This window comes from Nocardioides conyzicola (genome assembly GCF_039543825.1).
GTDB lineage: Bacteria > Actinomycetota > Actinomycetes > Propionibacteriales > Nocardioidaceae > Nocardioides > Nocardioides conyzicola.
In genome coordinates, this window is the sequence record NZ_BAABKM010000002.1 from 280,100 (window position 1) to 296,435 (window position 16,336).

Consider the following 16,336-nt stretch of genomic DNA (forward strand, 5'->3'; position numbering starts at 1 on the left):
GTCAGTTCTCCTTCGCCGAGCTCGGCGGCAGGATCGAGCCGTCGGCCATGAACGTCGGCAGCCCGGCCGGCGGCGTGGTGCCGGGGATCGCGGCCTTGCTCGGGTCGACCGTCGTCCCCTTGATGCCGTAGAGCGCCTCCCAGATCGCGCGGACGGCCGGGCCGGTGGTGCCGGACCCGGTGCCCGCCTGGGTCACCATGGCGATCACGACGTAGTTCTCGTCGTACGTCGCGACCCAGGAGGTCGACTGCTTGCCCTGGACCTCGGCGGAGCCGGTCTTGCCGCGGATGTGGACCCGGTCAAGCGGGAAGCCGCCGAACTTCCAGGCGAGCGTGCCCACCTTCGGGGTGCCGAGCAGCGCCTGGTCGACGTAGCGCAGGCTCGCGGCCGACGCGTCGATCCTGCCCTGCACCTTCGGCTTGATCTTCTTGATGGTCGTCCCGTCCGCGCTGACCACGGCCTTCGCGACCCGCGGCTCGTAGAGCGTGCCGCCGTTGGAGAGGGCGGCGTACGCCCGCGCGAGCTGGAGCGGCGTGACGATGGTGTCGCCCTGGCCGATCGAGTAGTTCACGGCGTCGCCGGCACGGTAGTAGCTGCCCTCGAGGCAGAACTCGTGCGCGAAGAGCCGCAGGAAGTCGGAGGTGGCCGAGTCGTCCTTGTCGATCTTGCAGTAGTAGGACTTCATCGACTTCCAGTAGCCCAGCTTCCAGTGCCGGTCGGCGATCCGGCCGGTGGCCTCACCGGGCAGGTCGACCCCGGTCTCGCTGCCGAAGCCGAAGTCCTTGGCCTCGTCGACCAGCGGGTCCTTCGCGTCGACGTTCTGGGGGTCCGACCCGTACTGCTGCCAGTACTTCAGCCCGACCCGGTAGAAGAACGTGTCGCAGGACAGCTGCAGCGCCTGGTCGAAGCCGATGAAGCCGTGCGCGGCGGACTCGTAGTTCTTGAACCAGCGGTTGCCGACCTGCAGCCCGGACGAGCAGTCCAGACGGGTGTCGGGGGTGAAGCCGTTGTTGAGCGCGCCGACCGTCATGATCGGCTTCCACGTCGAGCCGGGGGCGAACTGGCCCTGGGTCGCCCGGCTCAGCAGCGGGTTGTCGGCGGCGGCCGAGTAGAGGCGGGCGAGCTGCTTCTTGGTGATGCCGCCGACCCAGGTCTCCGGGTCGTACGTCGGCTGGCTGGCCATCGCGACGATCCGGCCCGTCTTGGCCTCCATCACGACGGCGGCGCCCGAGTCGGCGACGTAGTTCTTGTGCGTGACCGGGTCGTAGGTCTCTCGCGCCTTCGCGATGGTCTTCGCGAGCTGCCGCTCCACCGTGCCCTGGAGCTTGGCGTCGATGCTGGTGACGAGCGTGTCGCCGGGCTTGCCCGCGACCTCACCGTCGTCGCCGAGCACGCGGCCCATCGAGTCGACCGCCACGCTCTTGTAGCCGGGCATGCCGCGCAGCCAGCGGTCGTACTCCTTCTCGATCCCGGCCCGGCCGACCGACGACGCGCCGTTGACCGAGGTGTCGTCGTCCTTCCGGGACTGGTCGAGCTCGTCCTCGGTGATCGGGCTCAGGTAGCCGAGCACGTGCGCCAGGTTGATGCCGTACGGCGAGGGGTAGGCGCGCACGCTCTGCTGCTCGGCGAGCACGCCCGGGAAGTCCTCCGGCTGCTCGAGGACCCGCAGCGCGACGGCCTTCTTGACGTCCTCGGCGACCGGCACCGGCTGGTACGGCGAGCCGTTCCAGCACACGCCCGACTCCGAGCCTTCCTCGCCGCAGGTCACCAGCAGCTTGCGGATCCGCGGCGCCGACACGCGAACGACCCCGGCGACCCGCTCGAGCAGCACGCGCTGCTGGTGCTCGCTGAGCTTGGCCAGGACGCTGCGGTCGATCGACACCACCCACGACGTGCGGTTGGCGACCAGCGGGCGGCCCATGTCGTCGACGATCAGGCCCCGCTGCGGCTGGACCACGACCTCGCGGACCGACTGCGACGTGGCCTGGGCGTGGTACTCCTCGCCCCCGACGACCTGCAGGTAGTAGAGCCGCACGAAGAGCGTGGCGAACAGCGAGAACACCAGCGCCTGGATCACGAAGAGCCGCAGGCGACCGGTGCGCTGCGCCGACTTGGGGGGGAACATCAGGCGAGCGACCGGTCCGGCTCGAGGTGACGGAACATCGCCATCACCGGCGGCAGCACGAGCGGCGTGAGCACGACGTCCCAGAGCACGCCGACCAGCACCACCTCGAGCATCTGGGGGATGCCGATCGGGTCGCCGAGGACGAGCCCCGAGAGGGCGAAGACCGAGGTGCCGACGAAGGACGACGCGGCGACCGTCGCGACCACGGTGCCAGCGGTCGGCTGCGTCTCGCGGCGGACCCGGCCGGCGACGTACCCGACGACCACGAGGGCCAGCGCCCAGCGGCCGGCGAGGTGGTCGGACGGAGGCGCGAGGTCGAGGGCGAGACCGGCGGCGAACCCGAGCACGGCCGCGAACTCCGGGCCGCGGGTCAACGCGGCGCCGACGACGACGAGCAGGCAGACGTTGGGGACGATCCCGTCCCACGCCAGGTGCGGGAAGAAGGAGACCTGGAGGACCAGGGCGACGCCGACGGCGGCGGCGGCGACCACGGCACGGAGGAGGTTCACTGGAGGCTCCCTTCGGGCTCGATCACGGAGCGGTCGCTGTCGGTGCCGGACGGGACCACGATCCCGACCAGGTCGAGCGCACCGAAGTCGACGTACGGGTCGATGACCGCGCGCTGCGCCGTCTCGCGCAGGCTGCTGTAGACGCTGGTGACACGGCCGACCGGGACGCCGGCGACGTACGGGCCGCCGGCCTCGCTCCCCCAGGTCACGACGGTGTCGTGCTTGGCGGGTACGGCGGTGTCGTCGACGAGCTCGAGGTCCAGGCGCCCGTCGCCGCCCAGCACGCCGCGGCCGTGCAGGAAGCCGACCTCCATGCTCCGGCCGACCCGGCCGCCGACGACGGAGTCGGCGTCCACGATCAGCAGCACGGTCGCGGTGGTGCGGGTGACGCGCAGGACGCGGCCGACCAGGCCGTCGTTGTTGACCACGGTGAGGTCGGGGTGCACGCCGGCGTCGGAGCCGGCGTCGATGGTGACGGTCCGGGAGAAGGACTGGGAGGCGCCCATCCCGACGACGCGGGCCGGGACCAGGGAGTAGCCGAGGCTCTTGGCGGCCGCGGTGAGGCCGTCGTACTCCTCGAGGCGGTTGCGGTCGTAGTCCTGGGTCGCGACCTGGGAGCGCAGGTCGGAGTTCTCGGCCTGCAGGTCGAGCAGGTCCTGCTGCATCGAGTCCTTGGAGCGGAACCAGCGCGGGACAGCCGTGAACGGGCGTACGGCGGCGCTCGTCCCCACCTCCACGGGCCCGAAGACCTCGCCGACGGCGCGGCGGGCCGGGTCGACCGGCGAGGAGGAGAGCGAGTCGAGGCTCATCACCGTCAGGCAGGCCAGCACCAGCGCGACCAGCAGCCCGCGCCGCGGGCGCTGCTGGTCGTCGTCGGAGCCGCGCCACCGACGCTCCTTGCGGCGGTCGAGCCGGTTGAGACTCATCCCACCCGCCTGCGGTCGCTGACCAGCACCTGCTGGAGCGCCTCGAACTCCTCGACGCACTTGCCCGCACCGATCGCGACCGACGAGAGGGGGTTCTCGGCGACGTGCACCGGCATGCCGGTCTCGTGCCGCAGCCGCTCGTCGAGACCACGGAGCAGGGCGCCGCCGCCGGTGAGCACGATGCCGCGGTCCATGATGTCGCCGGCGAGCTCGGGCGGCGTCTGGTCGAGGGTGCTGCGCACGGCGTCGACGATCGCGTGCAGCGGCTCCTCGAGCGCCTGGCGCACCTCGGCGCTGGAGACCACGACGGTGCGCGGCAGGCCGGAGACCATGTCGCGGCCGCGGATCTCCGCCTCCGGCTCGTCCGTCACCGGGAACGCGGAGCCGAGGGTCATCTTGACCTCCTCGGCGGTGCGCTCGCCGAGCATCAGCGCGTGCTCCTTCTTCATCCACGCGACGATCGCCTGGTCCAGGTCGTCGCCGGCGGTGCGGATCGACAGGCTGGTGACGATGCCGCCGAGCGAGATGACCGCGACCTCGGTGGTGCCGCCGCCGACGTCGACGACCATGTTGCCGGTCGGCTGGTGGACGGGGAGCCCGGCGCCGATCGCGGCTGCCATCGGCTCCTCGATGATGTAGACCTTGCGGGCGCCGGCCTGGTAGCCGGCCTCCTTGACCGCGCGCTGCTCGACCGCGGTGATGCCGCTCGGCACGCAGATGACCATCCGCGGCTTGGCGAAGTAGCGGCGGCGGTGCACCTGCTGGATGAAGTAGCGCAGCATCTGCTCGGTGGCCTCGAAGTCCGCGATCACGCCGTCCTTGAGCGGGCGGATCGCGGTGATGTTGTCGGGCGTGCGCCCGATCATCCGCTTGGCCTCGTGGCCGACGGCCACGATGTCTCCGGTGCTCTCGTTGATCGCCACGACGCTCGGCTCGTCGAGCAGCACGCCCTTGCCGCGGACATAGACCAGCGTGTTCGCGGTGCCGAGGTCGACGGCCATGTCGCGGCCGATGAAGCTGTTAGCCATCGTGTCGCCTTGTTGCCTGTGGGGAAGAAGTGACAACAGGCTACGAACGGGGACGCCCAGCACCGGGGAGGACACGCGGCCTCACCTGCGGATTTCGCGATCAGCCCACGTCCGGGCCGGGGTCGTCCCGGCTCATCCAGTCCGGCCAGTCGTCCTGGGGCACGGCGACGCACGGGCCGGCGGCGAGCCGGATCAGCACGTCGCCCTCGGCCCCGAGGTCGGGGATGTCCATCAGGTCCGCCGCGACGGCACCGTCGTCGACGCGCACCCGGTCGCCGGCGGACGAGCCCCGCACGGCGTACCCGCTGCGCTCGGCGATGGTCCGCAGGTCGGCCCCGACGTCCTCCGGGGTGCCGGGCCGGGCCTGCAGGCGTACGTCGGCGATGTAGCGGAAGTCCTGGTAGCCCTCGGGGAACCGGCTGGTGCACCCCTCCCAGCGGCCCCGCGACTCCAGGACCTCCCCGCCGAGCACGTCCTGGCTGGCGGCCACCAGGCCCTGGGCGGTCTCCTCGACCGCGTCCCGCTGGCCGAGCAGGGCCTTCTCGGCGTCCTCGTGGTCGGCGCCGCCGTCGCCGAGGCCGGCGCACGCCGTGACCGCCAGCACCAGGGCGATCGCGGCGGCCGACGCCCAGCGCCGCCCCCGGCGTCGGCTCACGGTTCGTCCAGCGTGTCGCGCTCCGTCGGGTCGCGGTCCCACTCCGGGTCCTGCGGACCGGCGTACCAGGGGTCGGTGACCGGGTCCGCGGTGAGGACGGCGTCGTAGTTGCCGCTGACGATCTGGCTGAGGTTGTAGAGGGACTCGCTGCCGTGGTCGAAGTACTTCGAGTGCTCGCCGAAGTCGAGGTGGTCGGGACGGGTCGTCGACTCGGCCTCGAACCGGATCGCCCCGAAGTCGTCCTCCGCCGGGTCGTCGCCGAGGCCCGCTCCCCCGAGGACCGACTCCAGGTGGACCCATCCGTGGTTGCCGAGGTCCGCGATGGGGTCGCGCGAGTTGGCGCCGGCCCAGACGTGGCCCGGGTCGACCCCGGTGTCCCCCACGTCGTCGGTGTCGCCGCCGACACCCGGACTGCCGACGAAGACCAGGTCGTCGACCGGGATGCCCTCGTCGTGGGCGGCATGGCCGGTGGTCGTCGAGCCGTAGCTGTGGCCGATCGCCGTCAGGTGCGCGGGATCGCCGTCCCGCGAGTCGCGGAGCCCGTCGATCATGTCGGCCAGCCGATCGCCGCCGGCCGTCGCCATGTCCTCGCTGAGGACACCGGCGGCGTCCCAGCCCTCGCCCTCCCAGGGCAGGTTGTCCGGCGCGTCGTACCCGATCCAGAACATGGACGCCACGCCGGCGGTGCCGTCGACGCTGCGGGTGGCCTCGTAGAGGTCGAGCGCCCGGTCGGCCTGGTAGGGCGCGCTCTGCCCGTCGGTGCCGAAGCCGGGCACGGTGACCGCGACGTCGCGGGCGGTCGCGAGGTCGCCGGCCGCGATGGCGACCGCGCCGTCGCCGTCGAAGGCGGTCGGGTCGTAGACGTAGAGCTGCGAGGAGACCTGGTCGAGCGTCTGCGGGTCGATGCCGCCCTCGATCGTCTCCCGCGCCTGCTGCGCGGCGCGGGCGTTGTCGAGCCACTGGCGCTCGTCGTCGGTGAGCAGGCCCTGGTCCTCGAGGTGGCCCCAGTCGGCCAGGTCACGCTCCAGCGAGACGGTGTTGGCGGCGTCGCGGGCCCAGGGCGGGATGCCGTCCCGGTTGCCGATCGACTCCGGGGACGCGGCGATGATCGCCAGCTGCTGCTGGTGGTCGAGGCTGTCCCACCAGCGGTTGACCTCGCGGGACGACGCGTCCGGACCGGGCATCGCGTGGAGCGCGGCGTCCGCCGGGTCGTCGGCCCCGCCGTACCTCCGCTCGACCTGGTCGAGCGTGAGCACCCGCGCGAACGCCTCCTGGATGGCCTCCTCCTCGGCCATCAGGTCGGTGATCCATCGGTCCAGGTCGGTCTCGTAGGTCGCCACCCGGCTCGCGCAGTCGTCGCACGCCGCCTGGATCGCCGGTGCGTCGTCGACGGTCGCCGCGGCGACCCGGTCCCGCAGGGCGTCGATGGTCGCGACCAGCTGGGCGCGCTCGTCGACGAGCCTGCCCCGGCGATCGAGCAGGGACTGCAGCGTGGCGGCGTGCTGGTCGACCCGGCGCGCGACCGTGCGCAGCGCCAGGGACATCGCGTCGGCCAGACGGCCGGTGGGCCGGATTCCGTCGTGGTACGCCGTGGCGCCGAGCCCGGTCCACGTCGTGATCCGGGCGTCGCCCGCCACGAACGACCCCAGGTCGTCGACCTGGGCGGAGGCCGCGAGCAGGTCGGCGGCGTACTCGCGGATGCCGGCGGGGTCGGCCTCCAGGTCGGGGACCTCCCGCGGCAGCGGCGGGAGGGTGACGACGCCGGTCACCGCTCCTCCCGGAGCGCGTCGTCGAGCAGCAGGTGGTCGGAGGCGACGAGCTGGTCGGTGCGCGCGTAGTCGGCGGCGCTGGCCCGCAGGCCGTCGGCCTGGGTCTCCGCCGTCGCGCCGAGATCACTGACGTGCCGCTGCCAGGTGCTGGCGAACCGCGCGGCCGCGCCCGCGACCCCCGACGTGAAGCCCGCGGTCGGTGCGTCGGCGACCTGGCCGGCCGCGGCCTCGAGATCGAGGTGGCGCTCGTCCCACGCCCGGGCCGTGGTGCCCATGGTGAGCGGCACCGCCATCGTGAACGGATCGGCCATCAGCGCCTCGCCAGCTCGCGGGCCCGGTCGGCGCCGACGGGCAGGGAGGTGGAGGTGGCGGTGAGGACGAAGCTGCCGGACGCCGCGGCGTACGTCGCCCGCAGGTGCATCGTGGCGCGCCGGCCGATCAGCTGGCTGACGGCGCCCGCCCGGTAGGCGAGCTCCCACCCGTCGCGGGTGAGCGCGGCGGCCAGCGTCTCGAGGGGCGACTCGCCGAGCCGCCCGGCCAGCCGGGCGCGCGCCTCGACGCTGGTCGGGTCGTCGCCGAACGCGAAGCGGGTCTCCGGCACCTGACCGTCACCGACGGCCTCGGCCCAGGCCTTCGTGGCGATGCCGGTGGCCAGGTCGAAGGCGTTGGCGAGCTGCTGCTCGGTGGCCTGCTCCACCTGCTGGACCGGCTCGGCGGCGCGCTGCTCGGGCGGCAGGAGGACGATGTCCACGTCCGGGTGTCGGCGCCGGACGGCGGCGAAGAACGGCGGGAGCGGCGCATCCCGAGGCTGGAGCTCCATGCCGGAAGGCTGCCCTGAGGCGCCCTCCCGAAACCGTTACAGGCCGGGGAACCAGATCCCGATCTCGCGCTCGGCGGACTCGGGCGAGTCGGAGCCGTGCACGAGGTTCTGCTGGACCTTCAGTCCCCAGTCGCGGCCGAGGTCGCCGCGGATCGTGCCCGGAGCGGCGACCGTGGGGTCGGTCGCACCCGCCAGCGAGCGGAAGCCCTCGATGCACCGCTCGCCCTCCAGCACGATCGCGACGACCGGGCCGGACAGCATGAAGTCGACGAGCGGCTGGTAGAACGGCTTGCCCTCGTGCTCCGCGTAGTGCTCGGCGAGCACCTCGGGCGTCGCGGACCGCAGCTCGAGCGCCACCAGGGCGTAGCCCTTGGCCTCGATGCGGCGGATGATCTCACCGGCCTGGCCGCGCTTGACGGCGTCGGGCTTGAGCAGGACGAGGGTGCGCTGGGTCATAGCCCGGAGCCTATAGAGACGCGGCCCGTCGTACGACGTCGGCCGGGACCGGTCCGCTGGCGTCGTCGGACGGGACCGGGTCGCCGGCCGTCCGCCGCACCGGGATGACGCCGCCCCACACCCCGGCCTCGATGTCCTCGGCGTCGTCGACCGGACCCTCGCCCCGCGACTTCATCGACGCCTCGTGCAAGGACACGGCGAGCACGGCCGTCGCGGCCAGCTCCTTGCGGGTGCTGGCCCGCAGCGTCGCCGAGCGTCCCGGGATCATGTGGTCGACGATCAGGTCCAGGGCGCGGCGGCGCTCGTCCTCGTCGTCCACCAGGCGGGCGGCGCCGATGACGACGGCGGAGCGGTAGTTCATCGAGTGGTGGAAGGCGGAGCGCGCGGCGACCAGCCCGTCCAGCTCGGTCACCGTGACGCAGACCGTGCTGTCGGTCGCGGTCCGCAGCCAGCCCGCGGCCACCGAGCCGTGCAGGTAGAGGGTGCCGTCGAGGTCGGGGCCGTCCAGGTCCACGGCGTACGCCGCCGGCAGCACGAGCGGGTGGCTGACCCCGTCGCGGGCGACTGTCACGCCGAGGTGGGCGATGAGCGCGTCCGCCAGGAGGCGGTGCAGCTCGGCGCGGTCCTCCACCATCCGGTTGCGGCCGCGGCCGACCGTGGTGCGCGGTGTCGGGGAGAGCGGAGGCAGTGTCGGGCTCAGCGTCATGGGTCTAGCCTGACGGTGAAGTGGCCTGCACGCACGGGCCAATCCGACACCAGTTCGACAGGACACTCAGATGAGCACCCTCCCGGTCGTGCTCGACCGCACCGCCCCCGGACCGCTGGGCGTCCAGCTCTCGGGCGCGATCCGCGAGCTCGTCGTCGCCGGGACCCTGGCCCGCGGCGACCGGCTCCCCAGCAGCCGGGCGCTGGCCGCCGACCTCGCCGTCAGCCGCTCGGTGACCGAGCACGCCTACGAGCAGCTGCTCGCCGAGGGCTGGCTGGAGGCCAGGCGCGGGTCCGGCACGTACGTCGCGGCCGGCGGCGCCACCGCCAGCGCCTCGCCTCGTCGGCCTGCCCGGGCACCCGTCCGCGACCTGGTCCGGCTCGACGCCGGCACCCCCTGGATCGACCCCCGGCACGCGGCCGGGTGGCGCCGGGCCTGGCGCGAGGTGTCGACCGCCCGGCCGCCGCGGGGGTACGACGACCCGCGCGGCCTGCCCGAGCTGCGCGTCGCCCTCGCCGACCGGATCGGCCGGACCCGGGGCCTCTCCCTCGACCCGGACGAGGTCGTGGTCACCAACGGCACCACCGACGGGCTCCGGCACCTGCTGTCCGTGCTGCCGCCCGGCCCGGTCGCCCTGGAGGACCCCGGCTACCGGGCCGCGGTGGAGACGGTCCGGGGGGTGGCCCGCGAGGTGCGCGACCTCCCGGCCCTGGCGGCGGTCACCGACCTGACCGGGGTCGTCGCCGCCTACGTCACGCCGGCGCACCAGCACCCGCTCGGCCGGGTGCTGCCCGCCGCCGACCGGGTCGCCCTGCTCGACGCCGCCCGGGCCGCGGGCGCGGTGGTGGTCGAGGACGACTACGACTCGGAGTTCCGCTATGACGTCGCACCCGTGCCGGCCCTGGCCAGCCTCGACCGGGACCGGGTCGCCTACCTGGGCACGGCCGCCAAGTCGGTCGCCCCGTCCCTGCGGCTCGGCTGGCTGGTGCCGCCCCCGGCGTACCTCGACGCGATCAACGCCCGTCGCGCGATCACCCACGAGGGCGCGCCGTGGCCGGTCCAGCGGGCGTTCCTCGCCCTGCTGCGCGACGGGTACGTCGACAAGGTGGTGCGGACCGCTCGCCGCGTGTACGCCGACCGGGCTCCCCGGGTGGCCGCCGCGCTCACGCCGTACGCCGAGCTCGCGGGGCCGCTCGCCGGGATGTACTCCACCTGGCTGCTCCCCCAGGCCGACGCGGTGCGCGCCCGGGAGGCGGCCCGCCGGGCGGGGTTCGAGGTCAACCTGCTGTCCGACTACTGCCGCTCGGCGCGGCTGACCGGGCTGGTGGTCGGCTTCGGCGGGGTCACCGACGACGAGCTCGACCGCGCGCTGGCGGCCGTGACGTCAGTCCTCTGAGGGGGCCGTCTCGTCGTACGCCGCGAACGCCGCGGCGCGCTCGCGCTCGATCCGGCGGCCGAGGAGGTAGGCCGAGCCCCACAGCAGCGCGAAGATGCCGCCCAGGACGAACATCAGCGGGATCACGAAGCCGAGCGCGATCGCGGCGACCTGGACGGCCCAGCCGAGGGCGTACGCCCACTCGGCGCGGAGCATGCCCGCGAGCAGCAGGCAGACCACCGCGAGGCCGACGCCGATCGCGACCGCGGTGCCGGCGCCGACGTCGGCGATCGTGATCATCACCGGGGTCGTCAGGCCGAGGGTGATCGCCTCGAGGCTGAGCACCGCCGCGCACATGCCGCGGCGCGGGGAGCGCTGTCGCTCGTCCGTCATCGGCGATCTGTCCTGGCCGAGCGCACCAGCAGGCTGCGGGCCTCTCCGACGGTGACGACGGACCCGGTGACCAGCACGGCCCCCGACCCGACGCCTGCGCCGAAGGCGGCGCCGGCCTCGGCCAGCGTGGCCGCGGCCTCGATCGCGTCGCCGAGCCGCGGAGTGACCGAGACCCGGTCCTCCCCGAAGACCTCGCGGGCGATCACGGCGAGCTGCTCGGCGGGCAGGGAGCGGTCGGTGGAGTTCTGCGTGCACACGACGTGGGCGAGGTGCGGCTCCAGGGCGACCAGGAGCTGCTCCTGGTCCTTGTCCGCCATCACCCCGACCACGCCGATCAGCGGGTTGAACGTGAACGAGTCCTCGAGGGCCGCACCCAGCGCCTCGGCGCCGTGCGGGTTGTGGGCCGCGTCGAGGACGACCGTGGGGCTGCGCCGGACGATCTCGAGACGCCCCGGCGACGTCACCTCGGCGAAGGCCGCGCGGACCAGCTCGGCGTCGAGCTCCTGCTCGCTGCCGAGGAAGGACTCGACCGCGGCCAGCGCCACGGCGGCGTTCTGCGCCTGGTGGGCGCCGTAGAGCGGGAGGAAGACGTCGTCGTACCGCGCGCGGAGACCCTGCAGCGACAGCATCTGGCCGCCGACGGCGGGCGTGCGGGCGGCCACGCCGAAGTCGATGCCCTCGCGCACCGCGGTCGCGCCGACCTCGTCGATGCGCTCCTGGAGCACCGCGGCGACGTCGGGGGTCTGCTCGGCGATCACCACGGCCGCGCCGGGCTTGATGATCCCGGCCTTCTCGAAGGCGATCTGGACGGCGGTGTCGCCCAGGTAGCGGGCGTGGTCGATCGCGATCGGCAGGATCACGGCCACGGCGCCGTCGGCGACGTTGGTCGCGTCCCACGACCCGCCCATGCCGACCTCGACCACGGCGGCGTCGACCGGGGCGTCGGCGAACGCGGCGTACGCCATCCCGACCACGGTCTCGAAGAAGGACAGCGGGTGGTCCTGCTCGCGGTCGACCAGGTCGAGGTACGGCGCGACGTCGTTGAACGCGCGCACGAACTCCTCGTCGCCCAGCGGCTCGCCGTCGATCGAGATCCGCTCGGTCATCCGCTCGACGTGCGGGCTGGTGAACCGGCCGGTGCGCAGGTCGAGGGCGCGCAGCAGGGTGTCGATCATCCGCGAGGTGGAGGTCTTGCCGTTGGTGCCGGTCAGGTGGATGACCGGGTAGGCGTGCTGGGGGTCGCCCAGCAGCTCCGTGAACGCCAGGATCCGGTCCAGGGACGGCTCAAGCTTGGTCTCCGGCCAGCGGGACAGCAGGGCATCCTCGACCTCGTCGAAGGTCTCGGCCAGCCGGGGTGCGTCGGGGGTCTCACTCATCGTGGGTCGAGTCTAGGGACTGGTCATCCCACCAGCAGATTCACCATGTCGACGACCGGGCGGTAGCCGATCGCCTCGTAGACGTGGTTGGAGACCGGGTTGGCCTGGTCGGTGAAGAGGCAGCAGCGCACGCCCTGCTCGACGTACTGCCCGGAGACCTCCGCAACGGCGCGGCTGGCATAGCCGCGGCCCCGCTTGTCCCTCGGCGTGTAGACGGGGCCGATCCGGGTGACGCCGTTGGCCGGCACGTTGGCGCCGGTCAGGTGCACCGGCTCGCCGGTCTCGTCCTCCCAGAGCCAGATGACGCCGTCGTCGATCCTCCCGACCATGTCCTCCAGGGAGAACTCCTCCATCGCGTGGGGGTCGCTCCGGCCGGCCTGCTCGGCCGCGGCGGCCGCGAAGTCCAGGAACCACGCCAGGCAGATGTCGGCGTCGTCGCGCGTCGCCTGGCGGAGCCGACCGGACGGCGCGGGCGGCTCGACCAGGTCGCCGAGCTCGAAGAGGCGGAGGTGCTCGTGCACCCGGACCACTCCCCCGGACAGCCGGGCGTACTCCTCCGCGAGCAGCCGCGACGCCGGCAACGCCCCGTTGACGCCGGCGACTTCCTCGCCGCGCCCGTGCAGCGCGCGGGCCAGGGCCACGGCGGCGTCGTCGGGCATCGGGAGCACGTAGAGCGGGTGGGGCGCGAACGGCGCCGTCCGCATCGCGACCCCGACGACCTCACCCTGCTCGTCGCGCACGATCGCCCACCAGCGGTAGGGCCCGTCGCCGCCGCCGCTCCGCGCCAGCCGGCGCGTGACCGTGGCGATGACCGTGGTGATCACCGGCTCGGCCGCGAGGTGGGCGCCCACCGCGGCCAGGAATCGATCGGGGTCGTCGGTGAACTCGATGCGGGAAACCATGACCGAAGTCAGCCAGTCGGGTGGCTACCGTCACAACCGGTTTCTCGGCCGGACGACCCGCGCCCTAGGATTTCGGACATGACCGAGATCCAGGACCAGGCCACGGACACGACCAGCGCTGATCGACGCGCCGTCGTCGTACCCCCGAAGCCTGCGCTGGAGGGTCTCGAGGCCGCCTGGAGCGAGCGGTGGAAGGCCGACGACACCTACGCCTTCGACCGCACCCAGCCGCGCGAGAACGTCTACTCGATCGACACCCCGCCCCCGACCGTGAGCGGCAGCCTGCACGTCGGTCACGTGTTCTCGTACACGCACACCGACCTGATCGCCCGCTTCCAGCGGATGCGCGGCAAGTCCGTCTTCTACCCGATGGGCTGGGACGACAACGGGCTGCCCACCGAGCGCCGGGTGCAGAACTACTTCGGCGTGCGCTGCGACCCGTCCCTGCCCTACGAGGCCGACTTCACCCCGCCGGAGAAGCCGGACCCGAAGAAGCAGGTCCCGATCAGCCGGCCCAACTTCATCGAGCTCTGCGAGCGGCTCGTCGAGCAGGACGAGCAGGTCTTCGAGCAGCTGTGGCGCACCCTCGGCCTCTCCGTCGACTGGAAGCAGCACTACACGACGATCGGCCCGAAGGCCCAGACCGTCAGCCAGCGCGCGTTCCTGCGCAACTTCGCCCGCGGCGAGGCCTACCTCCAGGAGGCGCCGACCCTCTGGGACGTCACCTTCCAGACCGCCGTCGCCCAGGCCGAGCTCGAGGCGCGCGAGTACGCCGGCGCCTACCACCGGGTCGCCTTCCACCGCCCGGACGGCGAGCCCGTCTACATCGAGACGACCCGCCCCGAGCTGATCCCCAGCGTGGTGGCGCTGATCGCCCACCCCGACGACGAGCGCTACCAGTCGCTCTTCGGGACCACGGTCACCAGCCCGGTCTTCGGCGTCGCGATCCCGGTCGTGGCCCACCCCCTGGCCGAGATCGACAAGGGCTCCGGCCTCGTCATGTGCTGCACCTTCGGTGACCTCACCGACGTCACCTGGTGGCGCGAGCTCGACCTGCCCGTGCGCACCGTGATCGGCCGCGACGGCCGGATGTCCCGCGAGACCCCCGAGTGGCTGAGCGCGCCGGCCGCGGCCGCGGCGTACGAGGAGCTCAAGGGCAAGACCGCCTTCTCCGCCCGCGAGGCGGTCGTCGCCGCCCTGCGCGCGTCCGGCGACCTGGACGGCGAGCCCACGCCCACGCAGCGGATGACGAACTTCTACGAGAAGGGCGACAAGCCGCTCGAGATCGTCGCCACCCGACAGTGGTACATCCGCAACGGTGGCCGCGACGCCGGCCTGCGCGCCGAGATGATCGACCGAAGCTCCGAGATCCAGTGGATCCCGGCGCACATGAAGCACCGCTACGACAACTGGGTCGGCGGGCTCAACGGCGACTGGCTGATCTCCCGTCAGCGCTTCTTCGGCATCCCGTTCCCGGTCTGGTACCCGCTGGACGCCGAGGGCGAGCCCGACTACGACCACCCGCTGCTGCCCCGCGAGGCCGACCTACCGCTCGACCCGTCGACGGTCGCCCCCGGCGGCTACAGCGAGGACCAGCGCGGGAGGCCGGGCGGCTTCATCGGTGACCCCGACGTCATGGACACCTGGGCCACCTCGTCGCTGACGCCGCAGATCGCCGGCGGCTGGGAGTCCGACGACGACCTCTGGCAGCGGGTCTTCCCGATGGACCTGTGCACCCAGGCGCACGACATCATCCGGACCTGGCTCTTCTCCCGCGTGGTCCGCGCCCACTTCGAGAACCACGTCGCGCCCTGGTCGCACGCCCTGGTCTCCGGCTTCATCCTCGACCCGGACCGCAAGAAGATGTCGAAGTCCAAGGGCAACGTGGTGGTGCCGACCGAGATCCTCGACAAGTTCGGCGCGGACGCCGTCCGCTGGCGCGCCGCGATGGCCCGCCCGGGCCTGGACTCGCCGTTCGACGAGACCCAGATGAAGGTCGGCCGGCGGCTGGCCATGAAGGTGCTCAACGCCTCGAAGTTCGTCCTCGGCGAGGTCGGGGCCAGCGGCGTCAACCCGTTCGAGGTCTCCGAGCCGATCGACTGCGCACTGCTCGGCCGGCTGGCCGGCGTGGTCACCGCCGCCACCGACGCGTTCGAGGCCTACGACTACACCAGCGCCCTCGAGACCGTCGAGAAGTTCTTCTGGGAGTTCTGCGACGACTACCTCGAGCTGGTCAAGGAGCGCGCGTACGACGAGGACGGTGGCGCCGCGACCGTCTCCGCCCGGGCTGCCCTGGCGATCGCCCTCGACGTGCAGCTGCGGCTGCTCGCGCCGTTCCTGCCCTACGTGACCGAAGAGGTCTGGTCGTGGTGGCGCTCCGCCGAGCTCGGTGGGACCTCGATCCACCGCGCCGCCTGGCCGACCGTCGCCGAGCTCGGCTCGGCCGCCGCGACCGACGGGATCGCGCTCGACGCCGTCGCCGCCGCGCTGGTCGGCATCCGCGGTGCGAAGTCCACCGCGAAGGTCTCGATGCGGGCCCAGCTGTCGCGCGTGGAGATCCGCGGCCCGCGGCCGCTGGTGGCGGCGGCAGAGCTCGCGGGTGACGACCTGCGCCGGACCGGCAAGATCGTCGGCGACCTGGTGTTCACGCCCGTCGAGGGCGCGACCGAGCTCACCGTCGAGGCGGAGCTGGCTCCGGTCGAGGACTGACCTCGCGCGGCCGGCTCAGTGCCGGCCGCGGTGACCGCGGTGGTGACCGTGCCCGCGCGCGGGACGGCCGTGGTCCGCGTGGCCGCGCCCGGCGTGCTCGTGCGCGTGTCCGTGGTGGTGTCCGTGGCGACGGGCCTCGGGACGGGCCTCGTGACGGGCGTGGTGACGCCCGACGCCGTGGCGGTGGTGATGGCCAGCCTCGTGGTCATGGTGACGGCGGACGCCACGCGTCACGACGCGGTGCTTCGACGCGGGCGCGGGTGTCGCCGCCTTCGCGGGGTGCGCAGCGGCGTGGTGCGGCAGCCGCTTCGCCGGCAGCGGCGCGTCAGCGGCTGCGGCGGGCGCGGGCGCGGGCAACGGCTGCAGCACCGCGCCGGCGATGAGCCCCATCGGCGTGTGCCGGGCCAGCCCGCCCAGGGCGTCGGTGCGCGCGGAGTAGACCATCACGCCGATGCAGGAGAGCACCACGACGATCGAGGCGATCAGCGGGGCACGGTGCTCCGAACGCATGCCAGACCCTCCCGAGTGACGACCGACGAGGACCCGGCCGTTCGAGGAGAGTGTTGCGGTCCGGACCGGTGTCGCCA

16 protein-coding genes are annotated in these 16,336 nt (G+C 73.1%); 2 read left to right on the forward strand and 14 right to left on the reverse strand.

Annotated features, from left to right (window positions below; all coding sequences use genetic code 11):
• Nucleotide 1 precedes the first annotated feature (1 nt).
• The 10 genes from mrdA to ABEA34_RS04390 form a co-directional block, all read right to left on the reverse strand.
• On the reverse strand, nt 2-2,125 hold the full coding sequence (gene mrdA, locus ABEA34_RS04345) for a penicillin-binding protein 2 (protein ID WP_345519619.1): 2,124 nt from the start codon (nt 2,123-2,125) through the stop codon (nt 2-4).
• Entirely contained in the window at nt 2,125-2,634 is a 510-nt protein-coding gene (mreD, locus tag ABEA34_RS04350; protein WP_345519621.1) for a rod shape-determining protein MreD, read from the reverse strand. The genes mrdA and mreD overlap by 1 nt, the downstream gene beginning before the upstream one ends.
• On the reverse strand, nt 2,631-3,560 hold the full coding sequence (gene mreC / locus ABEA34_RS04355) for a rod shape-determining protein MreC (RefSeq protein ID WP_345519623.1): 930 nt from the start codon (nt 3,558-3,560) through the stop codon (nt 2,631-2,633). The genes mreD and mreC overlap by 4 nt, the downstream gene beginning before the upstream one ends.
• The gene (locus ABEA34_RS04360) at nt 3,557-4,588 is read right to left on the reverse strand and encodes a rod shape-determining protein (RefSeq protein WP_345519625.1); all 1,032 of its coding nucleotides are present in this window, start codon (nt 4,586-4,588) and stop codon (nt 3,557-3,559) included. The genes mreC and ABEA34_RS04360 overlap by 4 nt, the downstream gene beginning before the upstream one ends.
• 100 nt (nt 4,589-4,688) lie before the next feature.
• Nucleotides 4,689-5,243 carry a hypothetical protein gene (locus tag ABEA34_RS04365; protein WP_345519628.1) on the reverse strand — a complete coding sequence of 185 codons (555 nt, stop codon included), beginning with the start codon at nt 5,241-5,243 and terminating at the stop codon, nt 4,689-4,691.
• Nucleotides 5,240-7,012 carry an alpha/beta hydrolase gene (locus ABEA34_RS04370; protein ID WP_345519630.1) on the reverse strand — a complete coding sequence of 591 codons (1,773 nt, stop codon included), beginning with the start codon at nt 7,010-7,012 and terminating at the stop codon, nt 5,240-5,242. Before ABEA34_RS04370 ends, ABEA34_RS04365 begins: the two co-directional genes overlap by 4 nt.
• Nucleotides 7,009-7,323 (reverse strand): hypothetical protein, encoded by a 315-nt coding sequence (locus ABEA34_RS04375; RefSeq protein ID WP_345519632.1) that lies wholly within the window; start codon nt 7,321-7,323, stop codon nt 7,009-7,011. The genes ABEA34_RS04370 and ABEA34_RS04375 overlap by 4 nt, the downstream gene beginning before the upstream one ends.
• Nucleotides 7,323-7,832: a hypothetical protein gene (locus tag ABEA34_RS04380; RefSeq protein ID WP_345519634.1), complete on the reverse strand. Its 510-nt coding sequence runs from the start codon at nt 7,830-7,832 to the stop codon at nt 7,323-7,325. Before ABEA34_RS04380 ends, ABEA34_RS04375 begins: the two co-directional genes overlap by 1 nt.
• A 36-nt stretch (nt 7,833-7,868) precedes the next feature.
• A complete protein-coding gene (gene ndk, locus ABEA34_RS04385) occupies nt 7,869-8,288 on the reverse strand; it encodes a nucleoside-diphosphate kinase (protein WP_345519636.1) in 420 nt (139 codons plus the stop codon).
• Between the two features lie 10 nt (nt 8,289-8,298).
• On the reverse strand, nt 8,299-8,994 hold the full coding sequence (locus ABEA34_RS04390) for a pyridoxamine 5'-phosphate oxidase family protein (protein WP_345519637.1): 696 nt from the start codon (nt 8,992-8,994) through the stop codon (nt 8,299-8,301).
• 70 nt (nt 8,995-9,064) lie between these two features.
• Here ABEA34_RS04390 and pdxR point away from each other — a divergent pair, with 70 nt between their 5' ends.
• On the forward strand, nt 9,065-10,390 hold the full coding sequence (pdxR, locus tag ABEA34_RS04395; protein ID WP_345519638.1) for a MocR-like pyridoxine biosynthesis transcription factor PdxR: 1,326 nt from the start codon (nt 9,065-9,067) through the stop codon (nt 10,388-10,390).
• Here the strand turns inward: pdxR and ABEA34_RS04400 are convergent.
• The 3 genes from ABEA34_RS04400 to ABEA34_RS04410 are packed head-to-tail and all read right to left on the reverse strand — an operon-like array spanning nt 10,379 to nt 13,040.
• Nucleotides 10,379-10,762 carry a DUF4233 domain-containing protein gene (locus ABEA34_RS04400; RefSeq protein WP_345519640.1) on the reverse strand — a complete coding sequence of 128 codons (384 nt, stop codon included), beginning with the start codon at nt 10,760-10,762 and terminating at the stop codon, nt 10,379-10,381. The two genes, pdxR and ABEA34_RS04400, sit on opposite strands and share 12 nt — an antisense overlap.
• On the reverse strand, nt 10,759-12,138 hold the full coding sequence (locus tag ABEA34_RS04405; protein WP_345519642.1) for a bifunctional folylpolyglutamate synthase/dihydrofolate synthase: 1,380 nt from the start codon (nt 12,136-12,138) through the stop codon (nt 10,759-10,761). Before ABEA34_RS04405 ends, ABEA34_RS04400 begins: the two co-directional genes overlap by 4 nt.
• A gap of 23 nt (nt 12,139-12,161) precedes the next feature.
• Nucleotides 12,162-13,040 carry a GNAT family N-acetyltransferase gene (locus ABEA34_RS04410; protein WP_345519646.1) on the reverse strand — a complete coding sequence of 293 codons (879 nt, stop codon included), beginning with the start codon at nt 13,038-13,040 and terminating at the stop codon, nt 12,162-12,164.
• A gap of 78 nt (nt 13,041-13,118) precedes the next feature.
• On the opposite strand from ABEA34_RS04410, the gene valS reads away from it, so the two are divergent.
• Nucleotides 13,119-15,749: a valine--tRNA ligase gene (gene valS, locus ABEA34_RS04415; protein WP_345519648.1), complete on the forward strand. Its 2,631-nt coding sequence runs from the start codon at nt 13,119-13,121 to the stop codon at nt 15,747-15,749.
• Between the two features lie 15 nt (nt 15,750-15,764).
• Here the strand turns inward: valS and ABEA34_RS04420 are convergent, their stop codons facing one another.
• Nucleotides 15,765-16,259: a hypothetical protein gene (locus ABEA34_RS04420; RefSeq protein ID WP_345519650.1), complete on the reverse strand. Its 495-nt coding sequence runs from the start codon at nt 16,257-16,259 to the stop codon at nt 15,765-15,767.
• Nucleotides 16,260-16,336 lie beyond the last annotated feature (77 nt).

Bases quoted from the DNA above. Each gene is read 5' to 3' on its own strand.
- ABEA34_RS04410 (WP_345519646.1), bottom strand. From the start codon at position 13,040: ATGGTTTCCCGCATCGAGTTCACCGACGACCCCGATCGATTCCTGGCC.
- mreC (WP_345519623.1), bottom strand. From the start codon at position 3,560: ATGAGTCTCAACCGGCTCGACCGCCGCAAGGAGCGTCGGTGGCGCGGC.
- ABEA34_RS04375 (WP_345519632.1), bottom strand. From the start codon at position 7,323: ATGGCCGATCCGTTCACGATGGCGGTGCCGCTCACCATGGGCACCACG.
- ABEA34_RS04405 (WP_345519642.1), bottom strand. From the start codon at position 12,138: ATGAGTGAGACCCCCGACGCACCCCGGCTGGCCGAGACCTTCGACGAG.
- valS (WP_345519648.1), top strand. From the start codon at position 13,119: ATGACCGAGATCCAGGACCAGGCCACGGACACGACCAGCGCTGATCGA.
- pdxR (WP_345519638.1), top strand. From the start codon at position 9,065: ATGAGCACCCTCCCGGTCGTGCTCGACCGCACCGCCCCCGGACCGCTG.
- ABEA34_RS04360 (WP_345519625.1), bottom strand. From the start codon at position 4,588: ATGGCTAACAGCTTCATCGGCCGCGACATGGCCGTCGACCTCGGCACC.
- ndk (WP_345519636.1), bottom strand. From the start codon at position 8,288: ATGACCCAGCGCACCCTCGTCCTGCTCAAGCCCGACGCCGTCAAGCGC.
- mrdA (WP_345519619.1), bottom strand. From the start codon at position 2,125: ATGTTCCCCCCCAAGTCGGCGCAGCGCACCGGTCGCCTGCGGCTCTTC.
- ABEA34_RS04420 (WP_345519650.1), bottom strand. From the start codon at position 16,259: ATGCGTTCGGAGCACCGTGCCCCGCTGATCGCCTCGATCGTCGTGGTG.
- ABEA34_RS04380 (WP_345519634.1), bottom strand. From the start codon at position 7,832: ATGGAGCTCCAGCCTCGGGATGCGCCGCTCCCGCCGTTCTTCGCCGCC.
- ABEA34_RS04400 (WP_345519640.1), bottom strand. From the start codon at position 10,762: ATGACGGACGAGCGACAGCGCTCCCCGCGCCGCGGCATGTGCGCGGCG.
- ABEA34_RS04390 (WP_345519637.1), bottom strand. From the start codon at position 8,994: ATGACGCTGAGCCCGACACTGCCTCCGCTCTCCCCGACACCGCGCACC.